The organism is Xenorhabdus entomophaga (assembly GCF_037996725.1).
GTDB lineage: Bacteria > Pseudomonadota > Gammaproteobacteria > Enterobacterales > Enterobacteriaceae > Xenorhabdus > Xenorhabdus khoisanae.
Genome location: NZ_JBBMXH010000061.1, coordinates 13,546 through 29,140, shown reverse-complemented (window position 1 = coordinate 29,140; position 15,595 = coordinate 13,546). Strand labels below are relative to the sequence as shown.

The following is a 15,595-nucleotide window of genomic DNA, read 5'->3' as shown; positions in this document are numbered from 1 at the left end:
TTGCTGTGACATAGCCTTTTGTTCCTTTATTTCTCTATTTTTGACGACTTAAAGTTATAAAGGAGCGGCTATGTCATTTCAACTCATCATAAAAGTCGAGCATCGCGTTTACTATAAAAATCCGGTATAACTACCGGATTTTTATAGGTGCCTTTTTAATATTGCTGCCTCTCTGGAGAGAGTCGTTGAATATTATTTTTTAACTTACTGAGGCCACTTCATTTCGCCTTTTAATACTTTGGCACTTAGCTCAAGGCTGGATTCATCAGCAAGGTCTGGATAGTGATTTTTCATAGCGGTAATCAGCGCATCAGCATCTTTTGCTTTTGGTAATTCTTTTTCCAATGTAGTCAGATAATTTTGCGTGAAGGTTACGGAATCTAACGTCATTGATGAATTCCTCAGATAATGGCCCGGCACAACCGTTTCAGGTTTTAAGCTCTTGATTCGATCCAATGTTTGCATCCAATGTTGGCGAGACTCTTTGGTTTGAGTATCTGCAATCCATACATGAATATTGTCAGAAACAGTGACACCACCGACAACTGCTTTCAGTTTAGGCACCCAAACAAAAGTACGATCGGGAGCCGGGCCATCCAAACCTTCAACAATCAGTTTTTCGCCATCAACGGTGAAAGTATTTCCTTTCAGTGGCTCAGGCACAATGACTTTCTTAGGAGCCTGATCGGCAAGAATTCCACCCCAATAGGCTAATTTACCGTCTTTGGTTTCATTGATCTCTTTGATGGTTTCCGGTGATGCAATGACCTTGGCTTTCGGGAAGGCTTTGGTGATGACATCAAGGCCAAAGTAAAAATCAGGGTCGGATTGGCTGATATAGATCGTTGTCAGTTTTTTACCTGTCTGCTGGATCATTTTCACTAATTCTTGAGCATCATTTTTCTTAAACTGGGCATCGATCAGAACAACTTCACGATCGCCACTGATGATTTCAGAAGAAACAGGGAAAATGCCTTTTTCGCCCGGATTGTAGATATCCAGTTTTAGGTCGGTTGCTTGGGCCAGTGATGCCATTCCTAAAGAAAGGGTCGCCGCCAGAGCGATATTTGATGTTGTTTTGCGAGCCATTATCGAATTCCTATATCTAAATATTTATTTGCTTGAATGGCATGTATGATAAGTTGCATTTTTCGATTGAAAAACCACAAAATAAGCAATTATTTGTTGCATATATCGCTCTAATCAGGGCGAGGAATAGGGCGGTTAAAATGGATAGGGTCACAGCAGCACAGGTATTTGTCACGATTGTTGAGCAGGGAAGTTTAATCGCGGCAGCAGAACGTTTGGATATGTCGAGAGCGATGGTATCCCGGTATTTGGCTGAAATGGAAAAATGGGCAGGTATTCGCTTATTACATCGCACAACACGCAAGATTAGCCTGACTTCGGCAGGAGAGAGCGCTTATCAACGCAGTCTAAAGTTGATGGAATTAGCGGAAGCAATGCCTGTCCAGCAATCATTGGGAGCGCAGACTCTGAAAGGATTATTGCGTCTGAGTTGTTCCCAATCATTGAGTATCAGTGCGCTATCAGTCGCAATACCTGAATTTATGCGGCTATATCCACAGATCGCTGTCAATCTGCAAATGAATAATAAAGCCATCAACTTGATTGAGGAACGGGTTGATTTAGCGATCCGTATTACTAATAATCTGGAACCCAACCTGATTGCCCGACCATTATCGACTTGTCATTCTGTTGTTTGTGCCGCCCCTTCTTATTTAGCTGGGAAATGTATCCCCCAAAAACCTGCAGATTTGGCATCACATAATTGCCTGACTTATAACTTTTTTGGCAAAAGTTTGTGGTTATTTGAAAAACAGAGTGAGAAATATTCAGTTCCCGTCTGCGGTACGTTAAGTGCCAATGAATCGACGGTATTAATGGAAGCGACTTTGCAGGGAGCGGGGGTAGCAATGCAGCCTTACTATTCTGTTTCTTCTCATTTGAAATCTGGGAAGTTGGTTGAGTTGTTACCTGATTATCAACCTCAGGCTATGGGGATCTATGGCATTTATAGCAGTCGCCAGAATATGCCCGCGACTCTTCGGGCGTTGTTGGATTTTCTGGTGGAGTGGTTTGCAACATCTCCTCATTGGCAACAGTTAATGCTGAAAAGCTGATGCCAACTTTAAGGGAAACTGAGCGGCTTGTTGTTTTAAATGATGAATAAAGATTTCAACAGGCTCTGAAGAGGGGCGGTGTATGGGTTTAATTAAACTCACTGTAAAGGGAATATCAATACTGAATGGCCGGATGCAGATCCCTGCCTTGTTATCTAAATAATCCAGTGCAGTGAGTGGGTTGACGATCGATAAGCCAATACCTTCGCTGATCATGGCACAAATTGAGGCCGCGCTATGAGTTTCTATTACCATATTGCGATTGACTTGATGCTCAGTAAAGATAGTGTCAATGAGCTGCCGGTAACTGTCTGTGATCGATAAGCTGATAAATTTTTGTCCGTGAAAATCTGCCGGGGTTAATTGTGATTTTTGACAGAGTGGGTGATGAATGGGCAAAACACAAACTTCATTTAAGGTTATCAACGTATCTTGCTCAGTACCTGCGGGAGTCTGTAAGTGCTCTGTCAGGCCAATGTCATGGCGTTGCGCTGAGAGCCATTCTTCTAAGAGAGGAGATTCTTGTGGAATGATGGTCAATTTTGCTTCTGGATAACATTGGATGAAGCTGCGACAGGCTTTTGGCAGCAAAGACTGAGAAAACACTGGCAGGCAAGCAATGGACAATTGTGCATGCTCGAATTGACGGATACTGTCAGCCGCGTTGATTATTCTTTCCAGTCCATAATAAGAGCGCTGCACTTCTTCAAATAACCGCAATCCTTGTGCGGTGGGAAACAAACGCCCTTTGATGCGATCAAACAATTTGAATTTCAATAACTGTTCCAGACGGGCGAGCTCACGGCTGACGGTTGGTTGCGAAGTTTTCAATAAGACTGCCGCATCAGTCAGGTTTTTAGTGGTCATTACGGCATGAAAAATTTCGATATGTCGCCATGAGCAGGAATACATATTATTTACCTCTTGATGGAAAAACAGACTGATCGATATCATGAATGAATAGACTATAGCTAAATGGATATTTTTATTCCTGCCTTATTGTTGTCAATAATGAAGCATCTGCTGATTCTGTGAGGCACTTTAATGGCAACCTCAATTTTTCCTAATGGATCAGGGGGAAATTTTACCCCTGAGAATTTACTTCAATTACCTGTTCAATACGGAACACCATTGTGGCTTTATGATGGTGATAACATTATTAAGCAAATCAAAAAATTAAAGCAGTTTGATGTTATCCGGTTCGCACAGAAAGCGTGCTCCAATACCCATATCCTGCGTCTAATGAGAGAACAGGGTGTGAAAGTAGATGCGGTGTCATTAGGGGAAATCGAACGGGCGCTTTATGCGGGCTTTCAAGCAGGGCGCGATAGATCGGAGATTGTTTTTACTGCCGACGTGATTGATAAGGCAACGCTGAATCGTGTTATTGAGTTGGATATTCCTGTCAATACTGGCTCTATTGATATGTTGGAACAGATTGGGGAATGTAAATCTGGTCATCCTGTCTGGTTGCGCATCAATCCTGGATTTGGGCATGGGCATAGTCAAAAGACTAATACCGGGGGTGAGAATAGCAAACACGGTATTTGGTATCAGGATCTGCCTTTGGCGATAGAAAAGATCCATCAGTATGGCTTGAAACTGGTAGGGCTGCATATGCACATCGGCTCAGGCGTGGATTATCAGCATCTCGCCAATGTATGTAATGCGATGGTAGAACAGGTCATATTATGCGGAGAAGATATCCATTCTATTTCAGCAGGAGGCGGGTTATCAATTCCCTATAAAATCGGTGAGGAAGCGGTAGATACTGAACATTATTACAGCTTATGGCATGAAGCCCGTCACCGTATTGAGCAACATGTGGGACATCATGTTGAATTGGAAATTGAACCCGGTCGTTTTCTGGTTGCTGAATCAGGGATCTTAATGGCAGAAGTGCGGGCGGTAAAATCTATGGGCAGCCGTCATTATGTGTTGGCGGATGCCGGTTTCAATGATTTGATGCGCCCGGCTATGTATGGCAGTTATCACCATATTTCTGTTTTGCCAATAAATAGCATTGATAATGATGTGGATTTACAGGAAACGAATCTGTGCGAAACTCTTGTTGCAGGGCCGCTATGCGAATCAGGTGATGTTTTTACTCAGTTGGAAGGAGGAGACGTTATCCCGCGTATGCTGCCTCAGGTAAGTGTCGGTGATTATCTGATCTTCCACGATACAGGCGCTTACGGGGCATCGATGTCTTCTAATTATAATAGCCGCCCTTTGATTCCTGAAATTATGTTTACTGGCGGAGAAGCGCGTTTGATTCGTCGTCGCCAGACAATAGAAGAGTTGTTATCGTTGGAATCCATTTAAATAAAATACGGGGTATTTGCCCCGTATTTTATTAATCATACTCTCTGGTCAGCGTCAGGCTGCTTTAGTTTGACGCTGGCTTGCCGAGTTTGGTACAGCAAACGCATCTGGCTCGAACTCATCGACATTGATTGAACGCAGTCGGCTGTTTTCAGCACGTTTCAGGATATCCGCTTCTTCCTGAGTGATTTTATGCTCTGCCAATGCTGTTTCAGCTAATTTATCCAAGCGAGTAAAGTTCAGGTTTTTGCCTGCTTCGCGGCTCAAGCGTGCATGGATTGGCTCTGCGGCGATGATATCGTGCAATGCCGCTTCCAATAACCCGTGAGGGTTGTGCTCACTTGGCGTCAGATATTGCCCACGTCCAATCCGGCTGCGGGTTGCGGAAGGAGTTTGTAATATCTGGGCCAGTTTGTGATCCAGTTTATCGGATGGTGCTGTATGTGCACGACCCAACGGGAAGACAATCACTCGCATTAAACCAGCAACTAAACGGTTAGGGAAATTGCGCAGTAAATCGTTCATAGCCAGTTCAGCCTGATTCAGGCTATCTTCGGCTGCCCATTGCACCAATGGCAAATCTTCTTTCTGGCGGCCTTCGTCTTCATAGCGTTTCAGTGCAGCGGAAGCTAAGAAGATTTGGCTCAGAATGTCCCCCAGACGAGCTGAAATACGTTCACGGCGTTTCAGGCTGCCACCCAACACTCCCATTGAAACATCAGAGAGAAGGGCAAGGTTGGCACTTAACCGATTAATCTGTTGGTAATAACGGTGAGTTGCGTCATTGACTGGCGAACTGCTGGTTCTGCCTTTAGTAATACCAAGCCACAGGCTGCGCAGGGTATTGCTGGCAACATGCCCCAGATGACCAAACAGGGCTTTATCAAAGGCTTTAACATTGTTACTTTCTGCTGCTGCGATTTCAGCCAATACATAAGGATGGCAACGAATTGCACCTTGGCCGAAGATGATCATGCTGCGGGTCAGAATGTTTGCACCCTCTACGGTAATAGCAATGGGTGCGCCCTGATAGCCACGGGCAAGGAAGTTGGATGGCCCAAGACAAATGCCTTTACCGCCTGCGATATCCATTGCATCAATAAAAGAGCGTTGCCCTCTGTGAGTACAATGGTATTTCACGATAGCAGACAGAACAGCAGGTTTTTCGCCTTGCATGATGCCGCTGGTAATCATGGTTGCAGCCGCATCCATCAGGTAAGAGTTACCTGCGATACGTGCCAATGGCTCTTCAATACCTTCCATTTTGCCGATTGGCAATTTGAACTGACGGCGAATATGGGAATAAGCACCAATTGCCATTGCAGCGCTTTTTAATCCCCCGGTTGCGTTGGATGGCAGGGTGATGCCACGACCAACGGACAGGCATTCAACCAGCATACGCCAGCCTTGGCCTGCCATTTTCGGCCCGCCAATGATGTAATCGATAGGAACGAAAATGTCTTTCCCACGGGTTGGCCCGTTCTGGAATGGGACGTTCAATGGAAAATGTCTCTGTCCAATTTCAACCCCCGGAGTGCTGGTTGGGATCAAAGCACAGGTAATGCCGAGTGATTCGGTATTTCCCAGCAGGTGATCAGGATCGTACAGTTTAAATGCCAATCCCAGCACTGTCGCGATAGGAGCAAGCGTAATATAACGTTTATTCCAGTTCAGGCGCATGCCTAGAACTTGTTCACCTTGCCATTCACCCATACAGACCACGCCTGTATCAGGGATAGCGCCGGCATCGGAGCCAGCTTCTGGGCTGGTTAAGGCAAAGCAAGGAATTTCTTCGCCACGGGCCAGACCTGGCAGGTAACGTTTTTTCTGTTCATCAGTGCCATAGTGTTGCAGCAATTCGCCCGGCCCCAGAGAGTTAGGGACACCGACGGTAATTGCCAGAATACCGGAGACGCCAGCGAGTTTTTGCAGAACCTGAGATTGGGCATAAGCTGAAAATTCCAGACCACCGTATTCTTTCTTGATGATCATGGCAAAGAAGAGATGTTCCTTCAGATAAGTCCAAAGTTCTGGGGGTAAGTCAGCCAATTCATGGGTAATTTCGAAATCATTTGCCATGCGGCAGGCTACTTCGACCGGACCATCAATAAATGCCTGTTCTTCAGCAGTTAGCTGTGGTTTTGGATAGTTGTGCAGTTTTTGCCAGTCAGGGCTGCCACGGAACAGATCGCCTTCCCACCAGGTTGTTCCTGCATCAATGGCTTCTTTCTCTGTGGTGGACATGCTTGGCATAACCTTGCGGAAAGCTTTTAAGCCGGGAGCAGAGAAGAGAGAAATACGTATTGGTGTAAAGACAAGAGGGAACAGGACAATCGCGAGTGGTAACAGCAACCAGTAACTCCAAAGGCCGGTGATGCCCATGACTAAAGTATAGGCAACAAGCAATAAGCTACTGAGAGTCAGGCTGACTTTGCGGTAACAAAGCCCGCCAAGCAAGACTAAAAACAAAATAATGCTGAGAGCGGTCATAGTAAAACTCCTGTAAATCTCAGGTTGAGTTGTCAGAGGTCTGACCTGTTGGGATGTCCTTCTTTTGTAGATGAGGAAAAGGTTTTTATCAATGTATTTACATCTTAATTACAATCTAGCTCACAAAGTGATTGTAGTTTTACACGTGAGAATTTCATGGAGATGTGATGGTATCTTCTTTCAGGAGGGGGAATCCGTTACACTGAATAGCTGATGTTATTAATCCCGAAGACCTTTCAGGAGTATGAGTCTATGTATCAAGATCTGATCCGCAGTGAATTATCTGAAGCCGCAGACACGCTGGCTAAATTCCTTAACGATGATGCGAATATTGACGCTATTCAAAAAGCGGCTGTTTTGCTGGCTGATTCATTCAAGGCAGGTGGAAAAGTGCTGTCTTGTGGCAATGGTGGTTCGCACTGTGATGCCATGCATTTTGCGGAAGAATTGACAGGCCGTTACCGCGAAAACCGTCCGGGATATCCGGCGATTGCAATTTCCGATCCTAGCCATTTATCCTGCGTGAGCAATGATTTTGGTTATGAATATGTATTTTCCCGTTACTTAGAAGCTGTAGGCCAGAAAGGTGATGTGCTGTTGGGTATTTCAACTTCAGGGAATTCAGGCAACATCATCAAGGCGATTGAAGCCGCCCGTGCTAAGGGAATGAAAGTCATTACGCTGACGGGTAAGGATGGCGGCAAAATGGCTGGAACAGCAGATGTTGAAATTCGGGTACCACATTTTGGTTATGCGGATCGTATTCAGGAAATTCATATCAAAGTGATTCATATCCTGATTCAGTTGATTGAAAAAGAAATGGTAAAAGCCTGATTGCAGTTTGGTAGGGGTAGGCGATGTGTGAATTACTTGGCATGAGTGCCAATGTGCCAACAGATATTGTTTTTAGTCTGAGTGGCTTGATTCAGCGTGGAGGGCATACCGGCCCCCACAAGGATGGCTGGGGGGTTACTTTCTATGAGGGGTTGGGATACAGGACGTTTAAAGACCACCAATCCAGTTGTTACTCACCTGTGGCTCAATTTGTACAGGGCTACCCGATCAAATCAGAAGTGATTGTGGCTCATATTCGTCAGGCAAACCGGGGTAATGTTTCTCTGGCGAATACCCATCCGTTTACCCGTGAACTATGGGGAAAATATTGGACTTATGCCCACAATGGACAACTGAAGGGGTATAGTAAGCTGAAAACGGGGAATTACAGCCCTGTAGGTGAAACAGACAGTGAATGGGCATTTTGCTGGATATTACATCAATTATCCTTGAAATATCCTAAACGTCCTTCCAATTGGCCTGCGGTCTTTAAGTTCATTGCCTCTTTGGCTGATCAACTGAGGGCAAAAGGCGTTTTCAATATGCTGTTGTCAGATGGCGAATTTGTCATGGCTTATTGTTCAACCCAATTACATTGGATCACGCGTCGTGCTCCTTTCGGCAAGGCTAAATTACTGGATCAGGATGTTGAAATTGACTTTCAGCAGCATACCCAGCCAGGGGATGTTGTATCCGTGATTGCCACCCAACCTTTAACCGGAAACGAAAATTGGCATCGGATTGAATCCGGACATTATGCGTTATTTCACCTTGGAAACCGTATAGTTTGATTCAGTACTCCAGAAGGATGATGGATTTTCAGTTTTTGCGTTAACAACATATCGCCCGTCTATTACGCTGATAGTGGCAGGGATGCCTGTGTTGGCAAAATGCTCATAGGCGGGCTGTAATTGTTTCCAAAATAGGTAGTTGCTGCTGTTTTTATGTCGTTTCATATTCTGTGACGTCATTCGGAAAGGATAAATATTGATCTTGATTTCATGTTGTCCATGATAAAGTGCCTTTTCCGCGTATTGGTATATTTCTTCTATATAGCGATTGGTCATGGCATAACATCCGATGGATTTGCATTCACCATGAATCATTAAGTTATTGCCGGAATAACCTCTGGATTTATCAAACTCATTGGGAAAACCCAGATTAATGGCCCGATAATAGTGGCTATTCGGATTTAACTGTTTAATGTTTACATGGTAAAACCCTTCCGGGCTTTTGAAATCGCCTGTAAGTGTTTTGGGGCCTAATCCGCCAGAGTAATTACAGATAGGGTAGCTTTGGGTTAATTGATAACGGCCATCTCTGTTTTTTGTGTAAAGTTCAAGGCGTTTTTCTTCCTTGAATATTTGAATGAAAATTTCGGCGCCAATTTGTTTCAATGGTGCCTGTTCGGTTGATGAATTGTCGGTTGATGATTTGAGCCACGATAAACCATTTTGCGCGGCGGCAAAAAATGGCATATGTAATAACAATAAGCTCAATGAAAGGTAAGAAACTGTTTTTTTCATAACATTACCGTGTAAAAAAGGTAGTAAATTGATGAAATGTTGGGTTTAGGGTTGCCATGTTTTGGCGAAATGTAGAATAAAAGATAGCAGTGATCTCCAGTTTCTGTGAAGTTACTTTTCGGTCAAAAATTACACTGCTGTAGGTAAAAGTGAGGGTTGAATTCGCCTTTACCGAGTAGTTAACTGTTCAGCGAAGAAATTATTCCTATTTGCTTGAGCTAAGTCACTCGATTAATCAGACAGTCAGTGGGGGAGATGTTAGAATTACCGCCGGCGAAACTTAAGAGAAAATTGTAACGATTATCGGAGTGAATAACTTGAGATATATGTCGCTCAAGGTGTTTTTTATTACTGAAGTCGCTGCATTACCCTGAGGAAATACCGCAGGGTAATTTGTAGCATATGATTTAACTGATAAACTTGTGCAAATCTTATGATTAAAATTAAAAAAGGACTCAACCTCCCGATAGCAGGAGCGCCTGCCCAAGTTATAGAAGATGGTCCGACAATTCGCCATGTTGCCTTACTGGGCGAAGAATATGTTGGAATGCGTCCTTCTATGCTGGTTAAGGAAGGTGAGTATGTCAAAAAAGGTCAAATTCTTTTTGAAGATAAGAAGAATCCAGGGGTTGTTTTCACCAGTCCCGCAAGCGGGAAAGTTGTAACCATCGGGCGTGGTGAGCGTCGTGTTCTGCAATCTGTCGTCATTGAATTGAGCGGTGATGAGAAAGTCGAGTTTGATCGTTATGATCGTACAGAACTGACTGGTCTGAGCCGTGAACAAGTAGAAAAGAATCTGCTTGCATCCGGGTTGTGGGCTGCATTGCGTACACGTCCTTTCAGTCATTCTCCTGTTCCCGGTTCCACACCAAAGGCAATCTTTGTCACGGCAATGGATACCCAGCCACTGGCTGCTGATCCACTGGTCGTTATTGCGACACAGGAAGAGGCTTTTGTTGATGGCCTGAATATTCTGTCAAAATTGACAGATGGGAAAATCCACGTTTGTCACAGCGCTGGAAAGATTCCAACAGCAGGAAACAACGCTCAAATTACCTATAACCAGTTTGCAGGTCCGCATCCTGCAGGTCTGGTTGGCACCCATATTCATTTTATTGAGCCTGTCAGTGCCCAAAAAATGGTATGGCATCTGGGGTATCAGGATGTCATTGCCATAGGTAAGCTATTTACTACAGGTGAGCTTTATACTGATCGAGTGGTATCTCTGGCAGGGCCGCAGGTTAAATCACCCCGTTTGGTGCGCACCCAACTGGGAGCTGACTTGCTGGAATTGACGCAAGATCAGCTGAAAGAGGGTGACAACCGCATTATTTCTGGTTCTGTATTGTGGGGCACAAAATCAGATGATGCTCGTCATTATCTTGGTCGTTTCCATACTTTGGTTTCAGTTCTTACTGAAGGTCGTGAAAAAGAGCTGTTCGGTTGGATCGCACCAGGAGCCGATAAGTTCTCCATTACCCGTACCACGATTGGTCACTTCCTGAAAAACAAACGGTTCGCCTTTTCAACCACAACAAATGGTGGAGAGCGTTCAATGGTGCCAATTGGCAACTACGAGCGTGTGATGCCACTGGATATTATGGCAACGCATCTGCTGCGTGACTTGCTTGCGGGCGACACTGACAGTGCTCAGGCACTGGGTTGTCTGGAGCTGGATGAGGAAGATTTGGCACTGTGTACCTATGTTTGCCCCGGCAAATATGAGTACGGTCAGGTATTGCGTGACGTGCTGACTAAGATTGAGCTGGAAGGGTAATTCATGGGCCTGAAAAATTTATTTGAAAAGGTAGAACACCACTTTGAGGCCGGTGGCAAACTGGAAAAATATTATCCTCTCTATGAGGCAGTGAGCACCGTTTTCTATACGCCGGGAATAGTAACAAAAGGGCGTTCTCACGTTCGTGATGCCATCGATCTCAAACGTATGATGATTTTGGTATGGCTATCTGTCTTTCCTGCCATGTTTTGGGGGATGTACAACGTCGGTAATCAGGCGATCCCAGCCCTGACCCACTTATACAGTGGAGATGCCTTACAGCAAGTATTGTCTTCTGATTGGCATTACGTACTTGCCCAGTATCTTGGTGCGTCATTGACACCAGATGCCGGGTGGGTCAGTAAAATGTTGTTGGGAGCGACCTATTTCCTGCCAATTTATGCTGTTGTTTTTGTTGTTGGTGGATTTTGGGAAGTTTTATTCGCCATTATCCGTAAACATGAAATCAACGAAGGTTTCTTTGTCAGTTCCATTCTGTTTGCATTGATTGTTCCGCCTACACTGCCATTGTGGCAGGCTGCATTGGGGATTACTTTCGGTGTTGTGGTTGCGAAAGAGATCTTTGGTGGTACAGGCCGTAACTTCCTGAACCCAGCGCTGGCGGGTCGTGCTTTCCTGTTTTTTGCTTACCCAGCTCAAATTTCAGGTGATTTGGTTTGGACTGCGGCTGACGGTTTTTCTGGGGCGACGCCATTGTCTCAGTGGGCAAACGCAGGTAGCCACGGTCTGGTGAATACCATTACCAGTCAACCTGTAACCTGGATGGACGCTTTTATTGGTAACATCCCGGGCTCAGTTGGTGAAGTTTCCACTCTGATGATTTTCATCGGCGGTGCCATCATTCTTTTCGCCCGCATTGCTTCATGGCGTATCGTTGCTGGTGTGATGGCCGGTATGATTGCAGCGTCTTACCTGTTTAATGCGATTGGTTCTGATACCAACCCAATGTTCGCTATGCCGTGGTACTGGCATATGGTTCTGGGTGGCTTTGCTTTTGGTATGATCTTCATGGCTACTGACCCGGTTTCCGCTGCATTTACGGATAAGGGGAAATGGGCATACGGTATTCTGATTGGTGTTATGTGTATTCTGATCAGAGTGGTAAACCCAGCTTATCCAGAAGGGATGATGTTGGCGATTCTGTTCGCTAACCTGTTCGCGCCACTGTTCGATTATCTGGTCGTGCAGGCCAATATTAAGCGGAGAAAAGCCCGTGGCTAATGATAAACCAAAAAGTAATGACAGCATCGGCAGGACGTTCCTTGTTGTTTTTGTGCTGTGTCTTGTCTGCTCGATTGTTGTTGCCGGCTCAGCAGTTGGCTTGAAAGCGCAGCAGCAGGAACAAAAGCTGCTGGATAAACAGCGTAATATTCTGGATGTAGCGGGTTTATTGAAACCCGATATGACAACAGCAGAAATCAAAGAAACCTATATCAGCCGTATTCAGCCTGAATTGCTTGATTTGAAAACAGCAACGCTGGAAAAAGGCAATGGTGATTTTGACCTGAACAATGCGCTTCGCAGTGATGAAACTAGCATTGCTTTGTCTCCAGAGCAGGATTTGGCGAAAATCCGTCGTCGCGCCAATATGGCAGAAGTTTATCTGGTCAAGGATGAGCACGGCAAAACCACTGAATTGGTTCTGCCAATATATGGCTCAGGATTGTGGTCAATGATGTATGCCTTTATTTCCATTGATATTGATGGCGTAACATCCCATGGCATCACTTACTACTCTCATGGTGAAACCCCGGGTTTGGGTGGTGAAGTTGATAATCCACAATGGCGTAAGCAATGGGTAGGTAAAAAACTCTATAACCCACAGGGTGCTCCTGCGCTTAAGATCGTTCGTGGTGGTGCGGGTGACAACCCTTACGGTGTCGATGGCTTGTCCGGTGCGACCCTGACCTCTAACGGGGTCCAGCATATGTTTGATTTCTGGCTGGGTGATAACGGTTTTGGCCCATTCCTGAAAAAAGTGCGCGAAGGAGCCTTGAAAGATGGCTGATAACAAAGAGATAAAACGCGTCCTTCTCGGGCCGCTGTTTGATAATAACCCAATTGCATTACAGGTCTTGGGGGTTTGTTCAGCACTGGCTGTGACTACCAAACTGGAAACTGCATTGGTTATGACGATTGCTGTAACACTGGTAACAGCATTTTCTAACTTTTTCATTTCATTGATTCGTAACTATATCCCCGGCAGTGTGCGAATCATTGTACAGATGGCGATCATTGCGTCGCTGGTTATCGTGGTAGACCAGATTTTGCGGGCATATGCCTACGAAATTTCCAAACAGTTATCGGTGTTTGTTGGCCTCATCATCACGAACTGTATCGTCATGGGACGTGCTGAAGCTTATGCCATGAAATCACCGCCTGTGGAAAGCTTCATGGATGGTATCGGTAACGGTTTAGGCTATGGCGTTATCCTGTTATTGGTCGGCTTTTTGCGTGAACTGTTTGGTTCAGGAAAATTGTTCGGTATGACGGTGCTGGAATCTGTCAAAAATGGCGGCTGGTATCAGCCAAATGGTCTGTTCCTGCTGGCACCGAGTGCATTCTTCATTATTGGTATGCTGATTTGGGGTCTGCGGACGCTGAAACCTGCGCAGGTTGAGAAGGAGTAACAAACAAAATGGAACATTATATTAGTTTGTTTGTCCGCGCAGTCTTTATCGAGAATATGGCGTTATCTTTCTTTCTCGGTATGTGTACGTTTCTGGCGGTATCAAAGAATGTGAAGACAGCTTTTGGCCTGGGTGTTGCTGTTACTGTTGTGCTGGGAATTTCTGTTCCTGCCAATAACCTTGTCTACAATCTGGTGCTCCGTGACGGAGCCTTGATGGATGGGGTTGACCTGAGCTTCCTGAACTTCATTACCTTTATCGGGGTGATTGCTGCACTGGTACAGATCCTGGAAATGATCTTAGACCGTTATGTACCGGCTCTTTACAACGCGCTGGGGATTTTCCTGCCGTTGATTACGGTTAACTGTGCAATTTTCGGTGGTGTTTCTTTCATGGCTCAGCGTGACTATAACTTCAGTGAATCCATCGTATATGGTTTCGGTTCAGGTATGGGCTGGATGCTGGCGATTGTCCTGATGGCTGCTATCCGCGAAAAAATGAAATATGCGGATGTTCCGGCTGGTCTGAAAGGATTGGGGATCACCTTTGTCACCACTGGTTTGATGGCATTGGGCTTTATGTCCTTCTCCGGTGTGCAGCTCTAAAGGCGGGAAGAATTCATGGATATAATCATTCTAGGCGTAGTAATGTTTACCCTGATTGTGTTGGTACTGACGGCAATGATTTTGTTCGCAAAATCCAAGTTAGTGAACACCGGGGATATTAAAGTTGAAGTCAACGGTGATGAGGATAAAAGTTTCTCAGCCCCTGCCGGTGACAAATTGTTGAATATGCTTTCCAATCAGGGGATTTTTGTGTCCTCTGCTTGTGGCGGCGGTGGCTCTTGTGGTCAGTGCCGTGTGAAAATCAGGGAAGGCGGTGGTGATATCCTGCCAACCGAGCTTTCTCACATCAATAAGCGTGAAGCGAAGGAAGGCTGCCGTTTGGCATGTCAGGTTAATGTTAAGCAAGACCTGAAAATCGAGTTGCCAGAGGAAATCTTCGGTGTTAAGAAATGGGAATGTGAAGTTATCTCCAACGATAACAAAGCAACCTTCATTAAGGAATTGAAGCTGAAAATTCCTGATGGGGAAGTTGTTCCATTCCGTGCAGGGGGTTACATTCAGATTGAATGTCCTCCACACGTTGCCCGTTATTCTGATTTTGATGTGCCGCAGGAATACCGTGAAGATTGGGATAAATTCAATCTGTTCCGTTATGTTTCTGAAGTCAGTGAGCCGACGGTTCGCGCTTACTCAATGGCTAACTACCCAGAAGAACACGGCATTATTATGCTGAACGTGCGTATCGCTACGCCACCACCAAGAAACCCGGATGTTACTCCAGGTATCATGTCTTCTTATATCTGGTCACTGAAAGCAGGTGATAAGGTGACAATTTCCGGTCCATTCGGTGAATTCTTTGCGAAAAAGACTGATGCTGAAATGATCTTCATCGGTGGTGGTGCGGGTATGGCCCCAATGCGTTCTCACATTTTTGATCAGCTCAATCGTCTGAACTCCAAGCGTAAGATCTCTTTCTGGTATGGCGCCCGTTCCAAGCGTGAAATGTTCTATACCGAAGATTTCGACCAACTGGCGGCAGAAAATGAGAACTTCACATGGAATGTGGCATTGTCTGATGCTCTGCCGGAAGATAACTGGGATGGTTACACAGGCTTTATCCATAACGTCCTGTATGAAAACTATCTGAAAGATCATCCGGCACCAGAAGACTGCGAATTCTACATGTGCGGACCTCCGGTTATGAACGCAGCGGTCATCAAGATGTTGAAAGACCTCGGCGTAGAAGATGAAAACATCCTGTTGGATGATTTCGGCGGCTGAT

The 15,595-nt window shown here is 45.2% G+C and carries 14 protein-coding genes; 10 read left to right on the top strand and 4 right to left on the bottom strand.

Translation table 11 applies throughout. The features are described from left to right. Positions 1-204 precede the first annotated feature (204 nt). On the bottom strand, positions 205-1,089 hold the full coding sequence (locus AAC854_RS13520; RefSeq protein WP_340617562.1) for an MBL fold metallo-hydrolase: 885 nt from the start codon (positions 1,087-1,089) through the stop codon (positions 205-207). Positions 1,090-1,229: 140 nt separating this feature from the next. On the opposite strand from AAC854_RS13520, the gene AAC854_RS13515 reads away from it, so the two are divergent. Continuing rightward, a complete protein-coding gene (locus AAC854_RS13515) occupies positions 1,230-2,144 on the top strand; it encodes a LysR family transcriptional regulator (protein ID WP_340617561.1) in 915 nt (304 codons plus the stop codon). Here the strand turns inward: AAC854_RS13515 and AAC854_RS13510 are convergent. Then, positions 2,127-3,056, bottom strand: a complete 930-nt coding sequence (locus AAC854_RS13510) for a LysR family transcriptional regulator (protein WP_340617560.1) — start codon at positions 3,054-3,056, stop codon at positions 2,127-2,129. The genes AAC854_RS13515 and AAC854_RS13510 overlap by 18 nt on opposite strands. A gap of 132 nt (positions 3,057-3,188) precedes the next feature. Between AAC854_RS13510 and lysA the strand changes: the two genes are divergently transcribed. After that, the gene (lysA, locus tag AAC854_RS13505) at positions 3,189-4,469 is read left to right on the top strand and encodes a diaminopimelate decarboxylase (protein WP_340617559.1); all 1,281 of its coding nucleotides are present in this window, start codon (positions 3,189-3,191) and stop codon (positions 4,467-4,469) included. Between the two features lie 54 nt (positions 4,470-4,523). Here lysA and fadE read toward each other — a convergent pair whose 3' ends face one another. Continuing rightward, positions 4,524-6,959, bottom strand: a complete 2,436-nt coding sequence (gene fadE / locus AAC854_RS13500) for an acyl-CoA dehydrogenase FadE (RefSeq protein ID WP_340617558.1) — start codon at positions 6,957-6,959, stop codon at positions 4,524-4,526. A 252-nt stretch (positions 6,960-7,211) separates the two neighbouring features. Between fadE and lpcA the strand changes: the two genes are divergently transcribed. Together lpcA and AAC854_RS13490 are read left to right on the top strand one after the other, a co-directional pair. Continuing rightward, positions 7,212-7,793, top strand: coding sequence for a D-sedoheptulose 7-phosphate isomerase (gene lpcA, locus AAC854_RS13495; RefSeq protein ID WP_340617557.1), 582 nt, complete (start codon positions 7,212-7,214; stop codon positions 7,791-7,793). A gap of 23 nt (positions 7,794-7,816) precedes the next feature. Continuing rightward, positions 7,817-8,584: a class II glutamine amidotransferase gene (locus AAC854_RS13490; protein WP_340617556.1), complete on the top strand. Its 768-nt coding sequence runs from the start codon at positions 7,817-7,819 to the stop codon at positions 8,582-8,584. Here AAC854_RS13490 and AAC854_RS13485 read toward each other — a convergent pair. After that, positions 8,555-9,319 (bottom strand): L,D-transpeptidase family protein, encoded by a 765-nt coding sequence (locus AAC854_RS13485; protein WP_340617555.1) that lies wholly within the window; start codon positions 9,317-9,319, stop codon positions 8,555-8,557. The genes AAC854_RS13490 and AAC854_RS13485 overlap by 30 nt on opposite strands. A 433-nt stretch (positions 9,320-9,752) precedes the next feature. Here AAC854_RS13485 and AAC854_RS13480 point away from each other — a divergent pair, with 433 nt between their 5' ends. The 6 genes from AAC854_RS13480 to nqrF are packed head-to-tail and all read left to right on the top strand — an operon-like array spanning position 9,753 to position 15,594. Continuing rightward, a complete protein-coding gene (locus AAC854_RS13480) occupies positions 9,753-11,096 on the top strand; it encodes a Na(+)-translocating NADH-quinone reductase subunit A (protein ID WP_340617554.1) in 1,344 nt (447 codons plus the stop codon). Between the two features lie 3 nt (positions 11,097-11,099). Continuing rightward, the gene (locus tag AAC854_RS13475) at positions 11,100-12,338 is read left to right on the top strand and encodes an NADH:ubiquinone reductase (Na(+)-transporting) subunit B (RefSeq protein ID WP_340617553.1); all 1,239 of its coding nucleotides are present in this window, start codon (positions 11,100-11,102) and stop codon (positions 12,336-12,338) included. After that, a complete protein-coding gene (locus AAC854_RS13470) occupies positions 12,331-13,125 on the top strand; it encodes a Na(+)-translocating NADH-quinone reductase subunit C (protein WP_340617552.1) in 795 nt (264 codons plus the stop codon). The genes AAC854_RS13475 and AAC854_RS13470 overlap by 8 nt, the downstream gene beginning before the upstream one ends. Further along, complete coding sequence (locus AAC854_RS13465) at positions 13,118-13,747, top strand: NADH:ubiquinone reductase (Na(+)-transporting) subunit D (protein WP_273547083.1); 630 nt, start codon at positions 13,118-13,120, stop codon at positions 13,745-13,747. Before AAC854_RS13470 ends, AAC854_RS13465 begins: the two co-directional genes overlap by 8 nt. 8 nt (positions 13,748-13,755) lie before the next feature. Then, positions 13,756-14,352 carry an NADH:ubiquinone reductase (Na(+)-transporting) subunit E gene (nqrE, locus tag AAC854_RS13460; RefSeq protein WP_038235359.1) on the top strand — a complete coding sequence of 199 codons (597 nt, stop codon included), beginning with the start codon at positions 13,756-13,758 and terminating at the stop codon, positions 14,350-14,352. A 15-nt stretch (positions 14,353-14,367) separates the two neighbouring features. Beyond that, positions 14,368-15,594, top strand: coding sequence for an NADH:ubiquinone reductase (Na(+)-transporting) subunit F (gene nqrF / locus AAC854_RS13455; RefSeq protein ID WP_340617551.1), 1,227 nt, complete (start codon positions 14,368-14,370; stop codon positions 15,592-15,594). Position 15,595 lies beyond the last annotated feature (1 nt).

Coding starts and splice junctions, on each gene's coding strand:
- AAC854_RS13520 (WP_340617562.1), bottom strand. CDS start 1,089: ATGGCTCGCAAAACAACATCAAATATCGCTCTGGCGGCGACCCTTTCT.
- AAC854_RS13515 (WP_340617561.1), top strand. CDS start 1,230: ATGGATAGGGTCACAGCAGCACAGGTATTTGTCACGATTGTTGAGCAG.
- AAC854_RS13510 (WP_340617560.1), bottom strand. CDS start 3,056: ATGTATTCCTGCTCATGGCGACATATCGAAATTTTTCATGCCGTAATG.
- lysA (WP_340617559.1), top strand. CDS start 3,189: ATGGCAACCTCAATTTTTCCTAATGGATCAGGGGGAAATTTTACCCCT.
- fadE (WP_340617558.1), bottom strand. CDS start 6,959: ATGACCGCTCTCAGCATTATTTTGTTTTTAGTCTTGCTTGGCGGGCTT.
- lpcA (WP_340617557.1), top strand. CDS start 7,212: ATGTATCAAGATCTGATCCGCAGTGAATTATCTGAAGCCGCAGACACG.
- AAC854_RS13490 (WP_340617556.1), top strand. CDS start 7,817: ATGTGTGAATTACTTGGCATGAGTGCCAATGTGCCAACAGATATTGTT.
- AAC854_RS13485 (WP_340617555.1), bottom strand. CDS start 9,319: ATGAAAAAAACAGTTTCTTACCTTTCATTGAGCTTATTGTTATTACAT.
- AAC854_RS13480 (WP_340617554.1), top strand. CDS start 9,753: ATGATTAAAATTAAAAAAGGACTCAACCTCCCGATAGCAGGAGCGCCT.
- AAC854_RS13475 (WP_340617553.1), top strand. CDS start 11,100: ATGGGCCTGAAAAATTTATTTGAAAAGGTAGAACACCACTTTGAGGCC.
- AAC854_RS13465 (WP_273547083.1), top strand. CDS start 13,118: ATGGCTGATAACAAAGAGATAAAACGCGTCCTTCTCGGGCCGCTGTTT.
- nqrE (WP_038235359.1), top strand. CDS start 13,756: ATGGAACATTATATTAGTTTGTTTGTCCGCGCAGTCTTTATCGAGAAT.
- nqrF (WP_340617551.1), top strand. CDS start 14,368: ATGGATATAATCATTCTAGGCGTAGTAATGTTTACCCTGATTGTGTTG.